Raw genomic sequence first — 21,983 nt, 5'->3', positions numbered from 1 at the left:
CGACACCGTACTGCTCGTGGTGTCGCCGCTGGCATGCGCGCCCAGTTACCAAGCGTCCTCGATACTTGCCCATCAGGCCGGGAACTTTGCCCTTGCCTGGTGCGGCTGGCCCTTAATCGAAGGGTCGACGTCGCGTGGGTGCTCGGCGTTCATGCAATCGGTCCGTGGGGCCATTCTGCGTTCTTAAAGATGATCCTCTCGGATGTTCTTTGGTCTCGCGGGCCGTGACTCCTTTGTACCTCCGTCGGCAAAGAAGCGGAACCCCTGGCCCCAGTTCTTTACCTTTCCGGACAGGAAAGGATCAATCGGACAGGGCGGGTCGCCGCAGGTCGGGACGGGTGCCCGCGGTTCGCCCGGGTCCGTTGGGGGATCCGGGCGGGGCTCGGGGGACGTGAACGGGTCCCGGGGCAGCGGGGTCGAGGGTGAGCGCCGGGGTCAGGTCGTGACGGACGCGAGGGCGTTCGCGCGCCGCCGGCTCGCGTACCAGACCAGGCCGGCGGTCGCCGCGGCCGCGCCCACGGCCGCGGCCGCGACCAGCGCCGGCCGGGAGGACATCGACAGCCCCGGCACGCGCTGCTTGAGGCGGACCGGCCGGTTGAAGACCAGGACCGGCCAGTCGCGCGACAGCGCCTCGCGGCGCAGCGCCCGGTCCGGGTTGACCGCGTGCGGGTGGCCGACCGACTCCAGCATCGGGACGTCCGTGATCGAGTCGCTGTACGCGTAGCAGCGCGCCAGGTCGTAGCCCTCGGACTCGGCGAGCTGGCGCACCGCCTCGGCCTTGGTGGGCCCGTAGGCGTAGTAGTCGATCTCGCCGGTGAAGCAGCCGTCGTCGCCCACGACCATGCGCGTGGCGACCACCCGGTCGGCGCCGAGCATCTCGCCGATCGGCTCGACCACCTCTGCACCGGAGGTCGAGACGATCACGACGTCGCGGCCCGCGGTGTGGTGCTCCTCGATGAGGGAGGCGGCCTCGTCGTAGATGATCGGGTCGATGAGGTCGTGCAGCGTCTCCGCGACGATCTCCCGGACCTGCTGGACGTTCCAGCCCTTGCAGAGGGCGGAGAGGTACTCGCGCATCCGCTCCATCTGGTCGTGGTCTGCGCCGCCGGCGAGGAACACGAACTGGGAGTACGCGGTCCGCAGGACGGCGCGGCGGTTGATCAGGCCGCCCTGGTAGAAGGACTTGCTGAAGGTCAGCGTGCTCGACTTCGCAATGACCGTCTTGTCCAGGTCGAAGAAGGCGGCTGTGCGGGGCAAGGAGTGGTTTTCCACGAGCGCAGCATATGCGCCCACCATTCGGCGTAAGGTGTGGCGCGTGGGTTTGCCTGAGAAGGCTCTCGGGTACACCATGGAAGTCACGGATCGTTCGCGACCGTGCTAACCCGGTCCGACTCCTCCCCCCCCGAGTCGGCCGTGGGGACGACCCCCGCTCTCCCCCCCGGCGGGGGTCGTCGCATGTCCGGACGCATTTTCGTCCGTTCCCCCGATCCGGTGTGGTCGCCTTCCGCCCGCTTCGGCGGCGCGTGGCCGCTGCTGCGCGGCCCTCCATCCCCTCTGGACTCGTCACGTTGCGTAGCGGTTCCGGTGCGCTCTGGAACGCAATCGAATGGGTGACGAAGTTATTCACAGGCGGGGAGTTGTTCACAGTTTTTGAGCAAGATCCACATCTTTTTCCGGATCGCTGCACGGTGATTCCGGCCGCGAAGTCCGCGGCTGTGGGATTTGCGGTGAGAAGGGGGCGGAGATCGTGGCTGGATCGAAGTCGCGGGAGGCACGGGAGCGGCTGGAGGGGCCGGTGCCCGGCGAGGTCCGGGCCGGCGGGCCGCTGATCGTCACGGAGGACCCGGACCTGCTCGACGACCTGCTGCGGCTGTGCGCCGCCGCGGGGGCGGAGCCGCGGGTGCAGCACTCGGTGCCGGAGCAAACGCGCGACGCGGCGGCCGGAGGCTCGCCGCCCCGCTCGGGGGCCGGGCCCGGCTGGGAGTCGGCCCCGCTGGTGCTGGTGGGCGAGGACGCGGTGGGGCGCGTGCGCGGCGCGCCGCGCAGGGGCGGGGTGCTGCTCGTGGGGCGGCGCCGGACCGAGGACCCGGAGGTCTGGCGGGCGGGCGTCGAGATCGGCGCCGAGCAGGTGCTGCGCCTGCCCGACCGGGAGGCCTGGCTGGCCGACCGGATCGCGGACGTCGCCGAGGGCACCGGGCGCCAGGCCCTGGCCGTCGGGGTGATCGGCGGCTGCGGCGGCGCCGGGGCGTCCACGCTGGCCTGTGCCCTCGCCGTCGGCGCCGCCCGGGCCGGTGAGCGGACCATGCTGGTCGATGCGGACCCGCTGGGCGGCGGGCTCGACGTGCTGCTGGCCGGTGAGCACGCCGAGGGGCTGCGCTGGCCGGACTTCGCCGCCTCGCGCGGCCGGGTCGGCGCCGGGGCTCTGGAGGAGTCGCTGCCGCGCCTGCACGGGCTGCGGCTGCTCAGCTGGGACCGCGGTGACCAGGTGGTGGTGCCGCCCGCCGCGGTGCGGTCCGTGCTGGCCGCCGCGCGGCGCCGGGGCGGGGTGGTCGTGGTGGACCTGCCGCGCCGGCTCGACGACGGGGTGGCGGAGGTGCTCGCCCAGCTGGACCTGGTGCTGCTCGTCGTGCCGGGAGAGCTGAGGGCCGTGGCGGCGGCCGGCCGGGTGGCCGGCGCCGTCGGTGCGGTGGCCCGCGACCTGCGGCTCGTGGTGCGGGGGCCGTTCGCGCCCGGGCTGGACGCGGAGGCGGTGGCCCGGCTGCTGGCGCTGCCGTCGGCCGGCGAGGTGCCGCGGGAGGCGGTGCTCGGGCCCGCTGCCGGGGAGCCGCCGGGGGTGCGGGCGCGGGGGCCGCTGGGGCGGTTCTGTGCCGGGTTCTGGGAGCGGGCACTGGCCGGGGGAGGTGCCGGATGACCGCCGGGCTGCTGGATGCGGTGCGGCAGCGGCTCGCGGAGAGCGGGGCCGAGCCGACGCCGGCCCGGGTGGCCGCCGCACTGCGGGCCCAGGGGAGGCTGCTCGGGGACGCCGAGGTGCTGGGGGCGGCGCGGGAGCTGCGCTCGGAGCTGGTGGGTGCCGGCCCGCTGGAGCCCCTGCTGGCCGATCCCGAGGTGACGGACGTGCTGGTGGCCGCGCCCGACCGCGTGTGGGTGGACCGGGGCGGCGGGCTCGAACTGGCACCGGTGGCCTTCAAGGACGCCGATGCGGTGCGCAGGCTGGCGCAGCGGCTGGCGTCCGTGGCGGGGCGCCGGCTGGACGATGCCCGGCCGTGGGTCGACGCGCGGCTGCCGGACGGGACGCGGGTGCACGCGGTGCTGCCTCCGGTGGCGGTCGGGTCCGCCTGCCTCTCGCTGCGGGTGGTGCGTCACCGGGCCTTCACCCTGGAGGAGTTGGTGGCCGCGGGGACGGTGCCGCCAGGTGGTCAGCGGATCCTGCGGGCGCTGGTCGAGGCCCGGCTGTCCTTCCTGGTCTCCGGGGGCACGGGCAGTGGGAAGACCACGCTGCTGAGCTCGCTGCTGGGTCTCGTGGGGCCCGGGGAGCGGATCGTGCTGGCCGAGGACTCGGCCGAGCTGCGGCCCGACCACCCCCATGTGGTGCGGCTGGAGACGCGTCCGGCCAACCAGGAGGGTGCGGGGCTGGTGACGCTGGCCGATCTGGTGCGGCAGGCCCTGCGGATGCGGCCCGACCGCCTGGTGGTCGGCGAGGTGCGGGGCGCGGAGGTGGCGGATCTGCTGGCCGCGCTGAACACCGGGCACGAGGGCGGGTGCGGGACGGTCCACGCCAACGCCGCCGCGCATGTGCCGGCCCGGCTGGAGGCGCTCGGTACCGCCGCTGGTCTCGACCGGGCCGCGCTGCACAGCCAGTTGGCGGCCGCCCTGTCCGTGGTGGTGCATCTGGTGCGGGACCGTGCGGGGCGGCGGAGGGTGGCCGAGCTGCACGTGCTGGAGCGGGACGGGGCCGGGCTGGTGGTGACGGTGCCCGCGTTGCGCTGGGGAGCGCGGGGGTTCGTGCGCGAGGGCGGCTGGGAGCGGCTGCGGGTGATGCTCGGGGGTGTGCGGTGAGGGTGTTCGGTGCGGTGGTGTGTGCCGGGGGCGCGGTGTGGGCCCTCGCGGTGCGGGACGAGGCGGAGTTCCGGGCGCGGGCGCTGTTCGCGGGCCCTGCGGTACGGCGGGTGGCGTCCTGGCGGTGCGGCGCCGCCCTGGCCGGCGCGTGGGTGCGGGGCCGGCGGGAGTGGGGGTGCCTGGCGGCCGGGCTGCTCGTGGCGCTGGCCGGCGGGTCGCTGCTGCCCCTGGCCGGTGGGGCGTTGGCGGTGCCCCTGGTGCGGCGGTGGCTGCGGGTGCGGGAGGCGGTGCGGCGGCGGGCGGAGCGGGAGGCCCGGGTGCTGGCCGTGTGTGCCGCCGTTGCCGGGGAGTTGCGGGCCGGCGCGCATGCCGGGCAGGCGGTGACCGCGGCGCTGCGGGGCGATGGGGATGCGCTCGTCGTCGGGGAGGCCGGGGTGCTGGCCGCGGCGGCGTTCGGCGGGGACGTGCCGGGGGCGTTGCGGGTGGCGGCGCGGGAACCGGGGGCCGAGGGGCTGGCGGGGATGGCGGCCTGCTGGCGGGTGTCCGTGGACGGGGGTGCGGGCCTCGCGGCCGGACTGGACCGGCTGGAGCGGGCGCTGCGGGCCGAGCGGGAACAGCGTGAGGGGCTGCGGGCCCAGTTGGCGGGTGCGCGGTCGACCGCGGTCGTGCTCGCGCTGCTGCCGGTGGCCGGTCTGCTGATGGGGACCGCGCTGGGCGCCGCTCCGCTGCGGGTCCTGCTGCACACGGGTCTGGGACTGGGCTGTCTGGTGACCGGGCTGGTGCTGGAGGGGCTGGGGCTCTGCTGGGCCTGGCGGATCGTGCGGGCGGGGGAGCGCTCGTGACCGGGGACTTCGTCCACAGGCTGGGGACAGTGGTGGCCTTCGCGGCCGCCGGAGCGTGGCTGGGGTGCCTGGTCCGGGCGGCGGTGCTGGAGCGGGGCGCCCGGCGGCGGCTCGTGGGGGTGCTGGGTGCCGCGGGGGCTGGTGGGGCTCCCGGGGGTGGCTTGGCGGGGCCTGTGCGGGGCGCGGGGGTGGCCGGGGGTGCGGCTGGGGTGGCCGTGCGGGGTGCCGGGGTGGCCGGGGGTGCGGGTGGGGTGACCGGCGCGGCCGTGCGGCCTCGCGGGGCCGCGGTGTGGCGCCGGCGGTGGCGCCGGGTGGGGGCCGGGCGGCGGGAGGACGGGCGGCAGCTGCCGTTCGCCGCCGATCTGCTGGCCGCCTGCCTGGCCGCCGGTGCGGGCCCGCGGGAGGCCGCCGAGGTGGTGGGCGACTCCCTGGGCGGGCCGGTGGGGGAGCGGCTGGCCCGGGCCGGCGCGGAGCTGCGGCTCGGCGGCGAACCGGGCGAGGCGTGGGGGCGGTTGGCCGCGATACCGGGGGCCCGGCCGCTGGCCGACTCCCTGGAGCGGGCCGCCAGGACGGGCGCTCCGGCGGCCGAGCCGGTCTCCCGGCTGGCCGCGGGACTGCGGGCCGAGCGGGCCCGGGCCGCGACGGCGCGTGCGCAGCGGGCCGCGGTCCTCATCACCGCTCCGGTGGGGCTGTGTTTCCTGCCCGCGTTCCTCGCGGTCGGGGTGGCGCCCGTGGTCATCGGCCTGGCGGCCGGACTGCTCGGCGGGCGCTGAGTGGAGATCAGAACGACATGGACACACGTGAGTCGAGAGGCGGGAACGACATGAGGATCTGGCGACGGGTGCGGGACGCGCTGCGCGGACACCGGCGCGATGCGGGCATGACGACGAGTGAGTACGCGATGGGCACGATCGCCGCCTGTGCCTTCGCGGCCGTGCTCTACAAGGTGGTCACGAGCGACGTGGTGTCGTCGGCGCTCGCGTCGACGATCGGGAAGGCGCTCGGTGGCTCGGTCTGACCGCGGCCCCCGTTGCCGGGCCGGGCCCGGCGGCGACCGCGGGTACGTCACCGCGGAGGCCGCCTTGGTGCTGCCGGCACTGGTGCTGTTCGCCGTGGCGCTGGTGTGGGCCCTGATGGCGGCGGCCGCGCAGATCGGGTGCGTGGACGCCGCACGGGCCGGGGCGCGGGCCGCCGCCCGCTCCGAGCCGGTGGCGGAGGCCGTGGCCGCGGCCCGCGCGGTGGCCCCCGAGGGCGCGCGGGTGCGGGTGGAGCGGGACGGGGAGCTGTGGCGGGTGCGGGTCGAGGCGCCCGCCCCGGGGCCCGGGGCGCTGGGGGTGCGGCTGGGGGCCGGTGCGGTGGCGCTGGCCGAGGACGCGCTCGGGGAGGAGGTGCTGCCGTGAGGCGGGACCGGGGCTCGGCCACCGTCTGGGCCGTCCTGGTGGCCTCCGTGCTGTGTGCCGTGTTCGGGGGCGTCCTCACGCTGGGCCAGGTGGTGGTGGCCCGGCACCGGGCCGCCGCGGCCGCGGACCTGGCGGCCCTGGCGGCCGCCACGGTGTGGGCCCGCGGGGAGCCGGAGGCGTGTGCGGTCGCGCTGCGGGTGGCCCGTGCCCAGGGTGCGGAGCTCTCCCGGTGCGCGGCCGCCGGCGAGGTGGCGGACGTGGCGGCCCGGGTGCGGGCCGGGCCGTTCGCCCCGGAGGTGGCGGCTCGGGCGGGTCCTGCCGAGGCACTGCCCGGGGCGCCGGCCGGGGTGCCCGTCAGGGTGCCGGGGCCGCCTTGAGGAGCTCGGTGAGCAGGCGGACGGCGCCGCGCTTGTGGAGCGGGTCGTTGCCGTTGCCGCACTTGGGGGACTGGATGCACGACGGGCAGCCGGCCTCGCACTCGCAGGACGCGATGGCCTCGCGGGTGGCGGTGAGCCAGGAGCGGGCCGTGTGGAAGGCCCGCTCGGCGAACCCGGCGCCGCCCGGGTGGCCGTCGTAGACGAAGACCGTCGGAAGGAGGGTGTCGGGATGCAGCGGCACGGAGACGCCGCCGATGTCCCAGCGGTCGCAGGTGGCGAAGAGCGGGAGGAGGCCGATGGAGGCGTGCTCGGCGGCGTGCAGGGCGCCGCCGAGGATCTCCGGGTTGATCCGGGCCGCGTCGAGCTGGTCCTCGGTGACCGTCCACCAGACGGCCCTGGTGCGCAGGGTGCGCGGCGGCAGGTCGAGCTTGGCCTCGCCGAGCACCTCGCCGGTGATCAGTTTGCGGCGCAGGTAGGACACCACCTGGTTGGTGACCTCGACGGACCCGTAGCAGAGCCGGGCGTCCCCCCAGGGGACCTCGGTCTCGGTCTCCAGCACGGAGATCGACGTGGTGTCGCGGGCGGTGGTGGAGAAGGGCGGGCTGGCCTCCTCCACGAGGGCCACGGAGTCCTCCAGGTCCAGCGTCTTCACCAGGTACGTACGGCCCTGGTGGAGGTGGACCGCACCCTCGTGGACGGCGGTGTGGGCGGCGGACTCGTCCACGGTGCCCAGCAGCCGACCGGTCGCGGCCTCCACGATCTGGACGGGGCGCCCGCCGCCGCCCCGGATGTCGGTGAGGTCCGAGGCCCGCTCACGCCGGGTCCAGTGCCAGGCGGTGGCGCGGCGGCGCAGCAGCTTCGCGGCCTCCAGCTGCGGCATCAGGCCGGCCGTGGCGGGGCCGAAGAGCGTCAGGTCGTCCTCCGTCAGGGGCAGCTCCGCGGCGGCGGCGCACAGGTGCGGGGCCAGCACGTAGGGGTTGTCCGGATCGAGGACGGTGGCCTCGACGGGCCGCTTGAACAGCGCGTCGGGGTGGTGGACGAGATACGTGTCCAGCGGGTCGTCGCGGGCCACCAGCACGGCCAGCGCGCCCTGGCCGGACCGGCCCGCACGGCCCGCCTGCTGCCACAGCGAGGCCCGGGTCCCGGGGTAGCCGGCGATCAGCACCGCGTCCAGGCCGGACACGTCGACGCCGAGTTCCAGGGCCGTGGTGGCGGCCAGGCCCAGCAGCTCGCCGGAGTGCAGGGCCCGCTCCAGGGCGCGGCGCTCCTCGGGCAGGTAGCCGCCCCGGTAGGCCGCGACCCGCCCGGGCAGGGAGCGGTCCACCTCGGCCAGCCGCTCCTGGGCTATCAGGGCGATCAGCTCCGCGCCGCGCCGGGAGCGGATGAAGGCCAACGTGCGGACCCCCTGCACGGCGAGGTCGGTCAGCAGGTCGGCGGTCTCCGCGGTGGCCGTACGGCGTACGGGAGCGCCCTTCTCGCCCCTCATCTCGGTCAGCGGGGGTTCCCAGAGGGCGAACACCACTTCGCCGCGGGGCGAGGCGTCGTCGGTGACCTCGGTGACCGGCAGGCCGGTGAGGCGGCTCGCCGCGACCGACGGGTCACTGGCGGTGGCCGAGGCGAGCAGGAACACGGGGTCCGCCCCGTACCGGGCACACAGGCGGCGCAGCCGTCGCAGCACCTGGGCGACGTGCGAGCCGAACACGCCGCGGTAGGTGTGGCACTCGTCGATCACGACGTAGCGCAGGGAGCGCAGGAAGGAGGACCAGCGGGGGTGGGCCGGCAGGATCCCGCGGTGCAGCATGTCGGGGTTGGTCAGCACGTAGTTGGCGTACTGGCGCACCCATTCGCGCTCCTCGACGGGCGTGTCGCCGTCGTACACGGCTGCGCGGACGGCGTTGCCGAGCGGAGCCGCCAGTTCCCGTACGGCGCGTCGCTGGTCGGCGGCGAGGGCCTTGGTGGGCGCCAGGTACAGGGCGGTCGCACCGCGGCCGTTCGGAGCGGCGGCGCCGTCCGCGAGGGCGGACAGTACGGGGGCGAGGTAGGCCAGGGACTTGCCCGAGGCGGTGCCGGTGGCGACGACCACCGACTCGCCGTCCAGGGCGCGCTCGGCGGCTTCTGCCTGGTGGGCCCACGGGTGTTCGATGCCGGCCGCCTGGATGGCCGCGACGACATCAGTTCGAATGCGGTCGGGCCAGACGGCATGACGGCCCTCGCGCGGGGGCAGATGCTCCGTATGGGTGATGCGCGCAGCACGGCCCGGCCCCCTTGAGAGCCGGTCCAGAACCGTTCCGGGGGCAGGTCGTGTGTCCGCGGCCGCCGTGTGGTGCCCGGGACGATGATTGCTGGCCATTGGAGTCGAGTGTGTCACTGGCGTGCGGGACAATAGGTCCGAAGGCGTCGTGCATGCCCGCCGGTAAGTGATTGAATGCCATCGCGGCTGCCAATCCGTCCCCTACCTTCGGGGGGGATGCCCCTGGGGGGCGCCGCTCGATAGCAAGGTGCTGGAGGATCCGTGGACCTGTCCCTGTCGACTCACACTGTCGGCGACCGCACGGTCGTCGAGGTCGGTGGCGAGATTGATGTGTATACCGCGCCCAAGCTGCGCGAGCAGTTGGTCGAGTTGGTGAACGACGGCAGCTACCACCTGGTTGTCGACATGGAGCGGGTGGACTTCCTCGACTCCACCGGCCTCGGTGTGCTCGTGGGCGGCCTGAAGCGCGTCCGCGCGCACGAGGGCTCCCTGCGCCTGGTCTGCAACCAGGAGCGCATCCTCAAGATCTTCCGCATCACCGGTCTGACCAAGGTGTTCCCGATCCACACCACGGTGGAAGACGCGGTCAACGCCACCGACTGACGCGTCGCCCGGATCAAGGAGCGGGGGCACCGGGCCGGCGGGCCCGGGCCCCTGTACAGCACGCCCTAACGTCCGAGGGGGATCGCATGGCCACCGTTGAACTCCGTTTCAGCGCCCAGCCCGAGCACGTCCGCACGGCCCGGCTGGTCGCGGCCGCCGTGGCACGTCGTGCCGGTCTGGAAGAGGCCCTGCTCGACGAGGTCAGGCTCGCCGTGGGCGAGGCCTGCTCCCGTGCTGTCGGGCTGCACCGCAGCCACGACCTCTCCGCGCCCGTCAGGGTGCTGCTGACCGAAGAGGAGAAGGTCTTCTCCATCGAGGTCGCCGACGAGGTCCCCGGCCCCTCGGGGGGCGGGGACTCCGCGTCCGCGCAGGCGGGCGGAGCCGCCGAGCCGGAGGCCGACGGCGAGGACGAGATGGGCCTCGCCGTGATCAGCGGACTGGTCGACGACGTCGAGGTCACCAGCGGCGAATCGGGCGGCGTGATCCGCATGAGCTGGCCGACCACGGCCGCTCCCGAACTCCACTGAGATCCGGTCGTACCTTACGATCTTTTCAAGGCCCTGCCGAGCAGGGCCTTTTTCATTTCCCTAGATCATTGATCAGGCGTCAATGCTTTTGCCCCATTACCTCTTTCGAGGGTAATGGCGTGACGCGATCATTTGCTGAGGAGCAAGAGCAGGCCAATTCCGTTTCCCGCGTACTGTTTTGATCAGGTGTAGCTCCCTACAATCCGTCCACATCTTTTGAGCTCTTCACGTCAAGGAGGACGAATGACGGGGCTCTTCACCCCTCTCGAGCCAGCCCCCACCGCCGCGCTCGCGGCGGCGGTACTCACGGATGACAACCGGCTCATCGTGTTCGTCGTCGCGGCCGTGGCCCTGGCCGCGCTCGTCGTCGCCCAGCTCCTGGTGCGCCAGGTGCTCGCCGCCGACGAGGGCACCGACAGCATGAAGAAGATCGCGGCAGCGGTTCAGGAAGGCGCCAACGCCTATCTGGGACGCCAGCTCCGCACCCTCGGCGTATTCGCCGTCGTGGTGTTCTTCCTGCTCTTCCTGCTCCCCGCCGACAACTGGTCGCAGCGCGCCGGGCGTTCCGCCTTCTTCCTGGTCGGCGCGATCTTCTCCGCGATCACCGGATACATCGGCATGCGCCTCGCCGTCCGCGCGAATGTCCGCGTAGCCGCGGCCGCCCGCGAGGCAACTCCCGCCGAGGGAGAACCTGAAAAGGACCTGACCTCCGTCGCGCACAAGGCGATGAAGATCGCCTTTCGCACCGGCGGCGTGGTCGGCATGTTCACCGTCGGCCTCGGACTGCTCGGCGCCTCCTGCGTCGTGCTCGTCTACGCCGCCGACGCGCCCAAGGTCCTGGAGGGCTTCGGCCTCGGCGCCGCGCTGATCGCGATGTTCATGCGGGTCGGCGGAGGCATCTTCACCAAGGCCGCCGACGTCGGCGCCGACCTGGTCGGCAAGGTCGAGCAGGGCATTCCGGAGGACGATCCGCGCAATGCCGCGACCATCGCCGACAACGTGGGCGACAACGTCGGCGACTGCGCCGGCATGGCGGCCGACCTCTTCGAGTCGTACGCCGTCACGCTCGTCGCCGCGCTGATCCTCGGCACGGCCGCCTTCGGCGACGCCGGACTCGCCTTCCCGCTCATCGTCCCCGCGATCGGCGTGATCACGGCCATGATCGGCATCTTCGCCGTGGCCCCGCGCCGCACCGACCGCAGCGGCATGACCGCCATCAACCGCGGCTTCTTCATCTCCGCCGTGATCTCCCTGGTGCTGGTCGCCGCAGCCGCCTTCGCCTACCTGCCGTCCTCCTACGCGGACCTCAAGGGCGTCACCGACAGCGCGATCGTCGCCCACGACGGCGACCCGCGGATCCTCGCGCTCGTCGCCGTGGCCATCGGCATCGTGCTCGCCGCGGTCATCCAGCAGCTCACCGGCTACTTCACCGAGACCAGCCGCCGCCCCGTCCGGGACATCGGCAAGTCCTCGCTGACCGGCCCCGCCACCGTCGTCCTGGCCGGCATCTCCGTCGGCCTGGAGTCCGCCGTCTACACCGCGCTCCTCATCGGCCTCGGCGTGTACGGCGCGTTCCTGCTCGGCGGCACCTCGGTCATGCTGGCGCTGTTCGCCGTCGCCCTCGCCGGCACCGGCCTGCTCACCACCGTCGGCGTCATCGTCGCCATGGACACCTTCGGCCCGGTCTCCGACAACGCCCAGGGCATCGCCGAGATGTCCGGCGACGTCGAGGGCGCCGGCGCCCAGGTGCTCACCGACCTCGACGCGGTCGGCAACACCACCAAGGCCATCACCAAGGGCATCGCCATCGCCACCGCGGTCCTCGCCGCGGCCGCCCTCTTCGGCTCGTACCGCGACGCGATCGCCACGGCCGTCAAGGACGTCGGTGCGAAGGCCGGCGAGCTGGGCCTGAGCATGGACATCACCCAGCCCAACAACCTGGTGGGCCTGATCCTCGGCGCCTCCGTGGTCTTCCTCTTCTCGGGGCTGGCCATCAACGCCGTCTCCCGCTCCGCGGGCGCCGTCGTCTACGAGGTGCGCCGCCAGTTCCGCGAGCACCCCGGGATCATGGACTACACCGAGAAGCCCGAGTACGGCCGCGTCGTCGACATCTGCACGAAGGACGCCCTCCGCGAGCTGGCCACCCCCGGCCTGCTCGCCGTGATGGCGCCCATCGCCGTCGGCTTCACGTTCGGCGTCGGCGCCCTCGGCTCGTACCTGGCCGGCGCCATCGGCTGCGGCACGCTGATGGCCGTCTTCCTCGCCAACTCCGGCGGCGCGTGGGACAACGCCAAGAAGCTGGTCGAGGACGGCCACCACGGCGGCAAGGGCAGCGAGGCCCACGCCGCCACCGTCATCGGCGACACCGTCGGCGACCCCTTCAAGGACACCGCGGGACCCGCGATCAACCCGCTGCTCAAGGTCATGAACCTGGTGGCCCTCCTGATCGCCCCCGCCGTCGTGCAGTTCAGCTACGGCGAGGACGCCAGCCCCGCCGTGCGGACGGTCGTCGCGGTGATCTCGCTGATCGTCATCGTCGGCGCGGTGTACATCTCCAAGCGCCGCGGCATCGCCGTCGGCGACGACAGCGGTGGCACCGCAGAACGCGTCGCGCAGCAGCCCGACGCGGCGGTCGCCTCCTCCTGACCGGGGACCCCGGCCCAACTGCGGGCGGACGGCGCGTGGTGACGCGCCGTCCGCCCGCTTCGTGTGAGCCGGTACGGTGCGGGGTGTATGTTCCGGGGCCGAGAGCCTTGGAAGGGACCAATCCGGTGAACAAGAAGCTTGCGGCCGCCCTGTCCGGCGGTGCGGTGCTGGTACTCGCACTGTCCGGCTGCGGTGACGACAGCGAGAAGAAGGTCAACGACTGGGCGAAGAAGGTCTGCGACCAGGTCGAGCCCCAGGTCCAGAAGATCCAGGCCGCGAACGCCGCGATCCAGAAGGAGACCACGGACCAGAGCAAGGCCGACGTCGTGCAGAAGACCGACTCGGCCGCGTTCCAGTCCCTCTCCGACGCGTACAAGCAGATGGGCACCGCCGTCGCGGGCGCCGGTGTCCCGCCGGCCGAGGACGGCAAGAAGACGCAGGCCGACGCCGTCGCCGAGCTCAACGCGATCTCCAAGTCCTACGCCGACCTCAAGGTGAAGGTCGACGCGCTCGACCCGAAGGACCAGGCGAAGTTCGCCGACGGCCTCAAGAACATCGCCGACGAGCTCTCCAAGCTCAGCAACAGCGGCAACGAGGCCCTGACCAAGCTCCAGTCGGGCGAGCTGGGCAAGGCCATGAAGAACCAGGAGAGCTGCCAGCGCGCCGCGACCCCGGCGCCGGCCCAGGGCTGAGGCCGGGGGCGGCGACCCGTCGCCGGCACGTCGCACGGATCGACGGCGCGAGCGGACACAATGGGCGGGTGAGTACCCCCAGCCTGCCCTCCCCCGACCACGCCGCCGCCCTCCGCGAGGCCCTGATCTCCGCCGGGTTCACCGCGGACGGGCTGCTCGACCTGCTCGGCGCACCCGCCTACGCCGCGCTGGCCCGCAGCGAGACGGTGCCCGCCGCCCGCGCGACCCGCGGGGACGGCCCGCTCGCCACCCTCGCGCGCCTGTTCCTGCTCCAGGACTCCGTCCCGGCGGACGCCGCGGCGGCCGCGCTGCCGCTGGCGGAGGCGCTGGCCGACTGCTGGGTCGAGCGGGACGGCGACGAGGTCCGCGCGCGGGTCGACGTACGCCCGTACGGCGGCCCGGACGGCGAGGACTGGTTCATCGTCTCGGACCTCGGCTGCGCCGTCGGCGGCGCCGGGGGCATCGGAAGCAAGGCGGAGGGCGTGGTCCTCGGAGTCGGGGGCGCCTCCACGACGCTGGCCGGGATCACCGTCCGGACCCCCGTCGGGACGGCCCTCGACCTCGGCACCGGCTCCGGCATCCAGGCCCTGCACGCCTCGCAGCACGCCACCCGCGTCACCGCCACCGACGTCAACCCGCGGGCGCTGGAATTCACCCGGCTGACCCTTGCGCTCTCCGGAGCGCCCGAGGCCGAGCTGCTGGAGGGCTCCCTCTTCGAGCCCGTCGGCGGGGCGACGTACGACCTGATCGTGTCCAACCCGCCCTTCGTGATCTCCCCAGGGGCCCGGCTGACCTACCGGGACGGCGGCATGGGCGGCGACGACCTGTGCCGCACCCTCGTCCGGCAGGCGGGCGAGCACCTGAACGAGGGCGGGTACGCGCAGTTCCTGGCCAACTGGCAGCACGTCGAGGGCGAGGACTGGGCCGACCGGCTGCGCTCCTGGGTGCCGGCCGGCTGCGACGCCTGGATCGTGCAGCGCGAGGTGCAGGACGTCACCCAGTACGCCGAGCTGTGGCTGCGCGACGCGGGGGACCACCGCACCGACCCGGCGGAGTACGCCCGGCGGTACGAGGAGTGGCTGGAGGAGTTCGAGGCCCGCAAGACCAAGGCCGTCGGATTCGGCTGGATCACGCTGCGCAAGACGGCGGCCGAGCGCCCCTCCATCGTCGTCGAGGAGTGGCCGCACCCCGTCGAGCAGCCCTTGGGGGACACGGTCCGCGCCCACTTCGAGCGCCAGGACTACCTGCGCGCCCACGACGACGCGGCACTGCTCGAAGGCCATTTCCGGATGGCCGGAGAAGTGGTGCAGGAGCAGGTCGGCGCGCCGGGCGCCGAGGACCCCGAGCACGTGGTGCTGCGCCAGCACCGCGGCATGCGCCGCGCCACCCGCGTGGACACCGTCGGGGCGGGCTTCGCCGGGGTCTGCGACGGCTCGCTCAGCGCCGGGCGGATCCTCGACGCCATCGCCCAGCTGATGCAGGAGGACCCGGTCGTCCTGCGCGACCGGACCCCCGAGGCGATCCGGATGCTCGTGGAACAGGGATTTCTGGAGCCCGCCTCCGGCACCGGGACGAACTGAGTTCACCCGGGGTTCGCCCGCCGTACCCCGGGCCCTGCCAGGCTCCCGTCCACGAGGGACGCCCGGGGGGCCCGAGGGGACGGGAGCACAGCATGGAGAGCGGTCCAGCGATCTTCGCCGGCGTGGTGTTCACGCTGTTCGGGGCCGGGTTGCTGCTCTGGACGGGGGCGTGCGCCGTACGGCGCGAGCCGGTCGCGGAAGGTGTGCGCCCCGGTCTGGCGGTGCCCCTCGCGGCGCTGGCCGGCGCGGCCTCCCTGGCCCTCGGGGTGTGGTGCTTCGCCAGGCTCTGAGGGCGGGTCCGGCAGTGGACCGCGGTGACGGCACGGAGGTATCCGGGCGGCAGGAATGGCACTAGTCGGGTTACCGTTCGAGTGGCCGTTGCGGGCTTGTGCCGTTTGACACGGGGGCGGGTTGTACCGTCACACTCCGCAGCGTCGCCGTACTGCGACCGAGTGCCGACCGGAGAGAAGAGCCAAGTTGTCCCCGACTAGCGAGACCGCAAAGGGCGGCCGCCGACTCGTCATCGTCGAGTCTCCTGCGAAGGCGAAGACGATCAAGGGCTACCTCGGCCCTGGGTACGTCGTCGAGGCGAGCGTCGGGCACATTCGCGACCTCCCGAACGGCGCCGCCGAGGTGCCGGAGAAGTACACGGGTGAGGTCCGCCGCCTCGGTGTGGACGTCGAGCACGACTTCCAGCCGATCTACGTCGTCAACGCGGACAAGAAGGCGCAGGTCAGGAAGCTCAAGGAGCTGCTGGCCGAGTCCGACGAGCTCTTCCTCGCCACCGATGAGGACCGCGAGGGCGAGGCCATCGCGTGGCACCTCCAGGAAGTGCTCAAGCCCAAGGTCCCCGTCCACCGGATGGTCTTCCACGAGATCACCAAGGACGCGATCCGCGACGCCGTCGCCAACCCGCGCGAGCTGAACAAGCGCATGGTCGACGCCCAGGAGACCCGCCGCATCCTCGACCGCCTCTACGGCTACGAGGTCTCGCCGGTCCTGTGGAAGAAGGTCATGCCGCGGCTGTCGGCCGGCCGCGTCCAGTCCGTCGCCACCCGCCTCGTCGTCGAGCGCGAGCGTGAGCGCATCGCCTTCCGTTCCGCCGAGTACTGGGACCTCACCGGCACCTTCTCCACGGGCCGCGTCGGCGACCCCAGCGACCCGTCCTCCCTGGTCGCGCGCCTGAACACGGTCGACGGCCGGCGCGTGGCGCAGGGCCGCGACTTCGGCTCCAACGGGCAGCTCAAGAGCGACGTCCTGCACCTGGACGAGGCGAACGCCCGGGCCCTGGCGGCCGCGCTCGCCGAGACCTCGTTCGCCGTACGCTCCGTCGAGTCGAAGCCGTACCGCCGGTCCCCGTACGCCCCCTTCCGTACGACGACCCTCCAGCAGGAGGCGTCGCGCAAGCTGGGCTTCGGCGCGAAGGCGACCATGCAGGTGGCCCAGAAGCTGTACGAGAACGGCTTCATCACCTACATGCGTACGGACTCCACGGTCCTCTCCGAGACGGCCGTCGCCGCCGCCCGCGCGCAGGTCACGCAGCTCTACGGCGCCGACTACCTGCCGGAGAAGCCGCGCGTCTACGCCGGCAAGGTCAAGAACGCCCAGGAGGCCCACGAGGCCATCCGGCCGTCGGGTGATCGTTTCCGCACCCCGGCGGAGACCGGCCTGACCGGCGACCAGTTCCGCCTCTACGAGCTGATCTGGAAGCGGACCGTCGCCTCCCAGATGAAGGACGCGGTCGGCAACAGCGTCACCGTCCGGATCGGCGGCCGTGCCGCGGACGGGCGCGACGCCGAGTTCACCGCCTCCGGCAAGACGATCACCTTCCACGGCTTCATGAAGGCGTACGTCGAGGGCGCGGACGACCCGAACGCCGAGCTGGACGACCGCGAGCGGCGCCTGCCGCAGGTCGCCGAGGGCGACGCGCTGACCGCCGAGCAGATCACCGCCGACGGCCACGCGACCAAGCCCCCGGCCCGCTACACCGAGGCCTCGCTGGTCAAGGAGCTCGAAGAGCGCGAGATCGGCCGCCCGTCGACGTACGCGTCGATCATCGGCACGATCCTGGACCGCGGCTACGTGTTCAAGAAGGGCACGGCGCTGGTGCCGTCCTTCCTGTCCTTCGCCGTGGTCAACCTGCTGGAGAAGCACTTCGGCCGACTGGTCGACTACGACTTCACCGCCAAGATGGAGGACGACCTCGACCGCATCGCGCGGGGCGAGGCGCAGTCCGTGCCGTGGCTGAAGCGTTTCTACTTCGGCGAGGGCTCGGGCGAGGGCACGGGCGCGGGCAGCGCCGCCGAGGCCGGCAACGGCGACGGCGACCACCTCGGGGGCCTGAAGGAGCTGGTGACGGACCTGGGCGCGATCGACGCCCGGGAGATCTCCTCCTTCCCGGTCGGCGAGGGCATCGTGCTGCGGGTGGGCCGCTACGGCCCGTACATCGAGCGCGGCGAGAAGGACGCGGAGGGCCACCAGCGGGCCGACGTGCCGGACGACCTGGCGCCGGACGAGCTGACGGTCGAGTACGCCGAGCACCTCTTCTCCAAGCCGAGCGGCGAGTTCCCGCTGGGCAAGGACCCGGCCAGCGGGCACGAGATCGTCGCGAAGGACGGCCGGTACGGCCCGTACGTGACGGAGATCCTGCCCGAGGGCACGCCGAAGACGGGCAAGAACGCGGTCAAGCCGCGGACCGCCTCGCTCTTCAAGTCCATGTCCCTCGACACGGTCACGCTCGACGACGCGCTGAAGCTGATGTCGCTGCCGCGCGTGGTCGGCACGGACGCGGAGGGCGTGGAGATCACGGCGCAGAACGGCCGCTACGGCCCGTACCTGAAGAAGGGCACGGACTCGCGGTCACTGGAGACCGAGGACCAGCTCTTCACGATCACGCTGGACGAGGCGCTGGCGATCTACGCGCAGCCGAAGCAGCGGGGCCGGGCCGCGGCCAAGCCGCCGCTGAAGGAGCTGGGCGTCGACCCGGTCAGCGAGAAGCCGGTCGTGGTGAAGGACGGCCGCTTCGGCCCGTACGTGACGGACGGCGAGACGAACGCCACGCTGCGGCGGGACGACGACGTCGAGACGATCACGCCGGAGCGGGGCTACGAGCTGCTGGCGGAGAAGCGGGCGAAGGGGCCGGCCAAGAAGGCGGCGAAGAAGGCCCCTGCGAAGAAGGCGGCGGCCAAGAAGGCGCCGGCGAAGAAGACCACGGCGGCCGCCGCGAAGAAGACGGCCGCGAAGAAGACGACGACGGCGTCGGCGGCGAAGAAGACCACCGCCGCGGCCAAGACCGCCGCGGCGAAGAAGGCGGCCGCGGCCCCTTCGGAGGACTGACCCGCACGGGCCGGACCGCACCGCGTCACCAGGGCCCCGGCAGCCGCAACCCTGCGGCTGCCGGGGCCCTGGCGCGTCCGTCCCACGGGTCTGGTGCGGGCGGGGCCCTCGCCGGGGGAGCGGCGGGCGGGGGCGCGGGGCCGGGTGGCAGGGGCCCGGAAGTGCGCGCGGGAAACGTACAGCCGAGCGCAGCGGATAGGCTGGGCGGATGACGCGAGCCGAGCAGCCAACGGTCGTGAACCCCACCTACGACGAAGCCCTAGCCGCAGACTCACGTGAGCGAGCCGTGCGCGCGCTGCTGCGTACACCGGCGCTGCGGCGGCTGTGGAGCGCCCAGCTCGTCAGCGGGACCGGCGACGCCCTCGCGGTGCTCGTGCTGGTGCTGCTCGCCTTCCAGGCCGCCGTCTCCGAGGACTCCTTCGGCGGCGGCTACCGCGGTGCGGCCCTCGCCGTCGCCGCCGTCTTCGGGGTACGGATCTTCGCCACGCTGCTCTGCGGCGCCGTGCTGCTCGGCCCGCTGGCCAGGCTCACCGCCTCCGGCGGCCGCCTCGACCGCCGCTGGACGATGCTCGGTGCCGACGGGTTCCGGATCGCGCTGTTCGTCGTCGCGCCGCTGTGGCTGGCCTGGGTGCCGGCCCAGGCGCTGACGTTCCTGCTGGTCACGACGTTCGTCTCGGGTGTCGCGGAGCGGCTGTGGACGCTCGCCAAGGAGAGCGCCGCCCCCGCCCTGCTGCCCGCCCCGCCGCCGGAGGGCGCGACGGTGCGCCCGCTGCCGGACCACCTCGACGCGCTGCGCCGGCTGTCCCTCCGCACGGGCTTCGTCGCGCTGCCCATCGCCGCCGCCGCGCTGGTCGTGGCCGGGCTGGTCGGGCGGGCGCTGGGCATCGGAATCGAGTGGTTCGCCGAGAACCCGGCCGCCCTCGGGTCGTACGTGGCCGCCGGGCTCTTCGCCGCCTCCGTCTCGCTGCTGCTCCCGCTGGTCCTGCCGGACACCAAGACCCCGCGCCCCCGCTCCCCGCTGGAGGGCCTGCGCCGCCCGGCCGCCGGGAACCGTCCCGAGAAGGGCCGCACCGGCGCCGTTCCGCTGCTCGTGCTGGCCTGCGCGGCCGTCGCGGGGGCCGTGTCCTGCGCGGTCGCCCTGGCCGCGCTGCACGCCGACGACCTCGGCGGCGGTCCGGTGGCATACGCGCTGCTCGTGCTGGCCCTGACCGGCGGTACCGTCGCCGGCATCCGGGCCAGCCAGGCCAACAAGGTGCTGCCGGGGCTGTCGCGCCGCCGCCTGCTGGCCCTCGCGATAGCGCTGACCGGGCTCGCCATGCTGGTGATGGGGCTGGTCCCGGACACGGCGACGGTGCTGTTCCTGGCGCTGGTCGCCGGTACCGGCGCGGGCGTCGCCGCCAACACCGGGCACATCCTGCTCGACCAGGAGACCGAGGAGTTCCGCCGCGCCCGCATCACCGCCCACCTGCACGCGGTGGTGCGCGTGGCCGTGGCCCTCGGCGCGGTCGGCGCGCCCCTCTTCGCCGCCGCCATCGGCCCCCACCGGCTGGCCAGCGGCGCCTTCGTCTTCGCGCACGGCGGCGCGGCGTTCGGGCTGATGCTGGCCGGTGCGCTGCTGCTGCCGGTCGCGGTGATCGTGCTGGCACGGGCGGACGACCGGTCCGGCGTACCGCTGCGGCGTGACATCAAGGAGGCGCTGGTCGGCGGCGAGCCGTCCCAGGCGCCGGCCACGACTGGCTTCTTCATCGCCCTGGAGGGCGGCGACGGCGCCGGCAAGTCCACGCAGGTCAACGCCCTCGCGGAGTGGATCCGCGGCAAGGGCCACGAGGTGGTCGTCACGCGCGAGCCCGGCGCGACCCCCATCGGCAAGCGGCTGCGGTCGATCCTGCTGGACGTGTCGTCCGCCGGTCTGTCGAACCGCGCCGAGGCCCTGCTGTACGCCGCCGACCGGGCGGAGCACGTGGACACCGTGGTGCGGCCCGCCCTGGAGCGCGGTGCCGTCGTCATCACCGACCGGTACATCGACTCCTCGGTGGCCTACCAGGGCGCCGGGCGCGACCTGTCGCCGACGGAGATCGCCCGTATCTCGCGCTGGGCGACGACCGGGCTCGTACCGAACCTGACCGTCCTGCTGGACGTGTCGCCGGAGACCGCGCGCGAGCGGTTCACCGAGGCGCCGGACCGGCTGGAGTCGGAGCCCGCGGAGTTCCACCAGCGGGTGCGCTCGGGCTTCCTGACGCTGGCCGCCGCCGATCCGGGTCGCTACCTGGTGGTGGACGCCGGCCAGGACCCGGAGTCGGTGACCACGGTCGTACGGCACCGGCTGGACCGGATGCTGCCGCTGTCCGAGGCGGAGGTACAGGCCCGGGAGGAGGCCCGCCGGGCTGCCGAGGAGGCCGCCCGCAAGGCGGCCGAGGAGGAAGCGGCGCGGAAGGCCGCCGAGGCGGAGGCGGCGCGCAGGGCCGCGGAAGAGGAGGCCGCGCGCAAGGCGGCGGAGGAAGAGGCCGCCCGGAAGGCCGCGGAGGAAGAAGCCGCGCGCCGGGCCGCCGAGGCGGAGGCCGCACGGCATGCGGAGGAGGCCCGGCTGCGCGCCGAGGCCGAAGCCGAGGCCGAGGCGGCGCGCAGGGCCGCGGTGGAGGAGCGGGCCCGCCGCGAGGCGGAGGAGAAGGCGCGCGCGGCCGAGGCCGAGCGCCTGCGGCTGGCTGCCGAGGAGGAGGCCCGGCTGCGGGCCGAGGCCGAGGAACGGCGCCGCGAAAGGCAGCGGCGGGCCGAGGAAGCCCTGGTGAAGGCCGAGGAGGCGCGCCGGCTGGCGGAGGCGGCGGCCGCCGCGGCGGCGGCGAAGGCGGCTGCGGACGCCGCCGCGGCTTCGGCGGCGTCCGTCGCCGCCGGCCGCGACGCCGGGCGGGCGGTTCCGAAGGTGGCGATGACCAAGGCGGAGGCCCCGTCCCGGGTGGCTCCGGACGAGGCCGTGACCGTCGAGACGCCGGTCGTCGGCCCGGAGGAGGTCACCCAGACCGTCCCGGTGCCGAAGGTGCCGGGCGCGGAGGACGAGACGTCGCTGCTGCCCCCGGTCCGGGAGGACCGCCGGGTGGACGAGACGGCGGTGCTGCCGCCCGTGCGCGACGCCCGGGCGGAGGACGAGACCGCGCTCCTGCCGCCGGTACGCGAGGCCCGTGCCGAGGACGAGACGTCGGTGCTGCCTCCCGTCCGGGAGGACCGCGGTGTGGACGAGACGGCCGTGCTGCCGCCCGTACGGGCCACGGACCCGGTGGACCGGGTGCCGCCCGGCATCTTCCGCGACGAGGTCCCGCAGGGCGGTGCGCCGACCGGCGAGAACGACCGGACGCGCGAGCTGCCGCAGGTCGACGCCACCGGCCGGCCGCGCCGTCCGCGCCCGGACTGGGCGGAGGAGACCCCGCTGGACGACCTGCCGACCCTGGCCGACGAACTCCTGGGCTCCCACCCGGACGACGACGAGGACGACACCCCGCGCCGGGGTCGCCGCCGCTGAACCGGCGCCACGGCTTCACGCGGCCGGGCCCGCCGGCCGCGGGGGCTGCCGCAGTGGTGGTCAGCTCACGGGCCGCTGACGCGAGCGGGTCCTGCCGGGTGGTGTTCGTGGGGCAGGTGGCCCGTGGCCGTTCGTTGCCTACGGGCTGTCGCCCCGGGGCCC

General features: G+C 74.0%; 16 protein-coding genes and 1 pseudogene. 15 read left to right on the top strand and 2 right to left on the bottom strand.

Annotation, left to right across the window (positions count from 1 at the left end):
* Positions 1 to 435 precede the first annotated feature (435 nt).
* Positions 436 to 1,296 carry an HAD family hydrolase gene (locus ACIF6F_RS16285; RefSeq protein WP_399946875.1) on the bottom strand — a complete coding sequence of 287 codons (861 nt, stop codon included), beginning with the start codon at positions 1,294 to 1,296 and terminating at the stop codon, positions 436 to 438.
* Between the two features lie 487 nt (positions 1,297 to 1,783).
* Here ACIF6F_RS16285 and ssd point away from each other — a divergent pair, with 487 nt between their 5' ends.
* The 7 genes from ssd to ACIF6F_RS16250 are packed head-to-tail and all read left to right on the top strand — an operon-like array spanning position 1,784 to position 6,675.
* On the top strand, positions 1,784 to 2,911 hold the full coding sequence (gene ssd, locus ACIF6F_RS16280) for a septum site-determining protein Ssd (RefSeq protein ID WP_399947259.1): 1,128 nt from the start codon (positions 1,784 to 1,786) through the stop codon (positions 2,909 to 2,911).
* A complete protein-coding gene (locus ACIF6F_RS16275) occupies positions 2,908 to 4,056 on the top strand; it encodes a TadA family conjugal transfer-associated ATPase (RefSeq protein ID WP_399946873.1) in 1,149 nt (382 codons plus the stop codon). The genes ssd and ACIF6F_RS16275 overlap by 4 nt, the downstream gene beginning before the upstream one ends.
* 2 nt (positions 4,057 to 4,058) lie before the next feature.
* Positions 4,059 to 4,898, top strand: a complete 840-nt coding sequence (locus ACIF6F_RS16270) for a type II secretion system F family protein (protein ID WP_399947258.1) — start codon at positions 4,059 to 4,061, stop codon at positions 4,896 to 4,898.
* The gene (locus ACIF6F_RS16265; protein WP_399946872.1) at positions 4,895 to 5,671 is read left to right on the top strand and encodes a type II secretion system F family protein; all 777 of its coding nucleotides are present in this window, start codon (positions 4,895 to 4,897) and stop codon (positions 5,669 to 5,671) included. Before ACIF6F_RS16270 ends, ACIF6F_RS16265 begins: the two co-directional genes overlap by 4 nt.
* A 50-nt stretch (positions 5,672 to 5,721) precedes the next feature.
* Positions 5,722 to 5,916: a DUF4244 domain-containing protein gene (locus tag ACIF6F_RS16260; RefSeq protein WP_399946869.1), complete on the top strand. Its 195-nt coding sequence runs from the start codon at positions 5,722 to 5,724 to the stop codon at positions 5,914 to 5,916.
* On the top strand, positions 5,903 to 6,298 hold the full coding sequence (locus tag ACIF6F_RS16255) for a TadE family type IV pilus minor pilin (RefSeq protein WP_399946866.1): 396 nt from the start codon (positions 5,903 to 5,905) through the stop codon (positions 6,296 to 6,298). The genes ACIF6F_RS16260 and ACIF6F_RS16255 overlap by 14 nt, the downstream gene beginning before the upstream one ends.
* Positions 6,295 to 6,675, top strand: coding sequence for an Rv3654c family TadE-like protein (locus tag ACIF6F_RS16250; protein ID WP_399946864.1), 381 nt, complete (start codon positions 6,295 to 6,297; stop codon positions 6,673 to 6,675). The genes ACIF6F_RS16255 and ACIF6F_RS16250 overlap by 4 nt, the downstream gene beginning before the upstream one ends.
* Here the strand turns inward: ACIF6F_RS16250 and ACIF6F_RS16245 are convergent.
* Positions 6,653 to 9,107, bottom strand: a pseudogene (locus tag ACIF6F_RS16245) (DEAD/DEAH box helicase). The gene ACIF6F_RS16250 and the pseudogene ACIF6F_RS16245 overlap by 23 nt on opposite strands.
* Before the next feature lie 80 nt (positions 9,108 to 9,187).
* Between ACIF6F_RS16245 and bldG the strand changes: the two are divergent.
* The 8 genes from bldG to tmk all read left to right on the top strand — a co-directional run bounded on the left by bldG (position 9,188) and on the right by tmk (position 21,821).
* Positions 9,188 to 9,529, top strand: a complete 342-nt coding sequence (bldG, locus tag ACIF6F_RS16240) for an anti-sigma factor antagonist BldG (protein WP_399946861.1) — start codon at positions 9,188 to 9,190, stop codon at positions 9,527 to 9,529.
* Between the two features lie 86 nt (positions 9,530 to 9,615).
* On the top strand, positions 9,616 to 10,056 hold the full coding sequence (locus ACIF6F_RS16235; RefSeq protein ID WP_399946858.1) for an ATP-binding protein: 441 nt from the start codon (positions 9,616 to 9,618) through the stop codon (positions 10,054 to 10,056).
* A gap of 243 nt (positions 10,057 to 10,299) precedes the next feature.
* Positions 10,300 to 12,702, top strand: coding sequence for a sodium-translocating pyrophosphatase (locus tag ACIF6F_RS16230; RefSeq protein WP_399946855.1), 2,403 nt, complete (start codon positions 10,300 to 10,302; stop codon positions 12,700 to 12,702).
* Between the two features lie 125 nt (positions 12,703 to 12,827).
* A complete protein-coding gene (locus ACIF6F_RS16225; protein WP_399946853.1) occupies positions 12,828 to 13,394 on the top strand; it encodes a small secreted protein in 567 nt (188 codons plus the stop codon).
* Positions 13,395 to 13,462: 68 nt separating this feature from the next.
* Complete coding sequence (locus ACIF6F_RS16220; RefSeq protein ID WP_399946850.1) at positions 13,463 to 14,974, top strand: methyltransferase; 1,512 nt, start codon at positions 13,463 to 13,465, stop codon at positions 14,972 to 14,974.
* 92 nt (positions 14,975 to 15,066) lie between these two features.
* Positions 15,067 to 15,264 (top strand): hypothetical protein, encoded by a 198-nt coding sequence (locus ACIF6F_RS16215; RefSeq protein ID WP_399946848.1) that lies wholly within the window; start codon positions 15,067 to 15,069, stop codon positions 15,262 to 15,264.
* A 187-nt stretch (positions 15,265 to 15,451) separates the two neighbouring features.
* Positions 15,452 to 18,310 (top strand): type I DNA topoisomerase, encoded by a 2,859-nt coding sequence (topA, locus tag ACIF6F_RS16210; protein ID WP_399946845.1) that lies wholly within the window; start codon positions 15,452 to 15,454, stop codon positions 18,308 to 18,310.
* A 208-nt stretch (positions 18,311 to 18,518) separates the two neighbouring features.
* Entirely contained in the window at positions 18,519 to 21,821 is a 3,303-nt protein-coding gene (gene tmk / locus ACIF6F_RS16205) for a dTMP kinase (RefSeq protein ID WP_399946842.1), read from the top strand.
* The last annotated feature ends 162 nt before the right edge of the window (positions 21,822 to 21,983 follow it).

The sequence above is a fragment of the Streptomyces sp. NPDC086023 genome (assembly GCF_044540325.1).
Taxonomy (GTDB): Bacteria; Actinomycetota; Actinomycetes; order Streptomycetales; family Streptomycetaceae; genus Streptomyces.
Note: the sequence above shows the minus strand (reverse complement) of the source record. Positions and strands in the feature narration are given on the sequence as shown.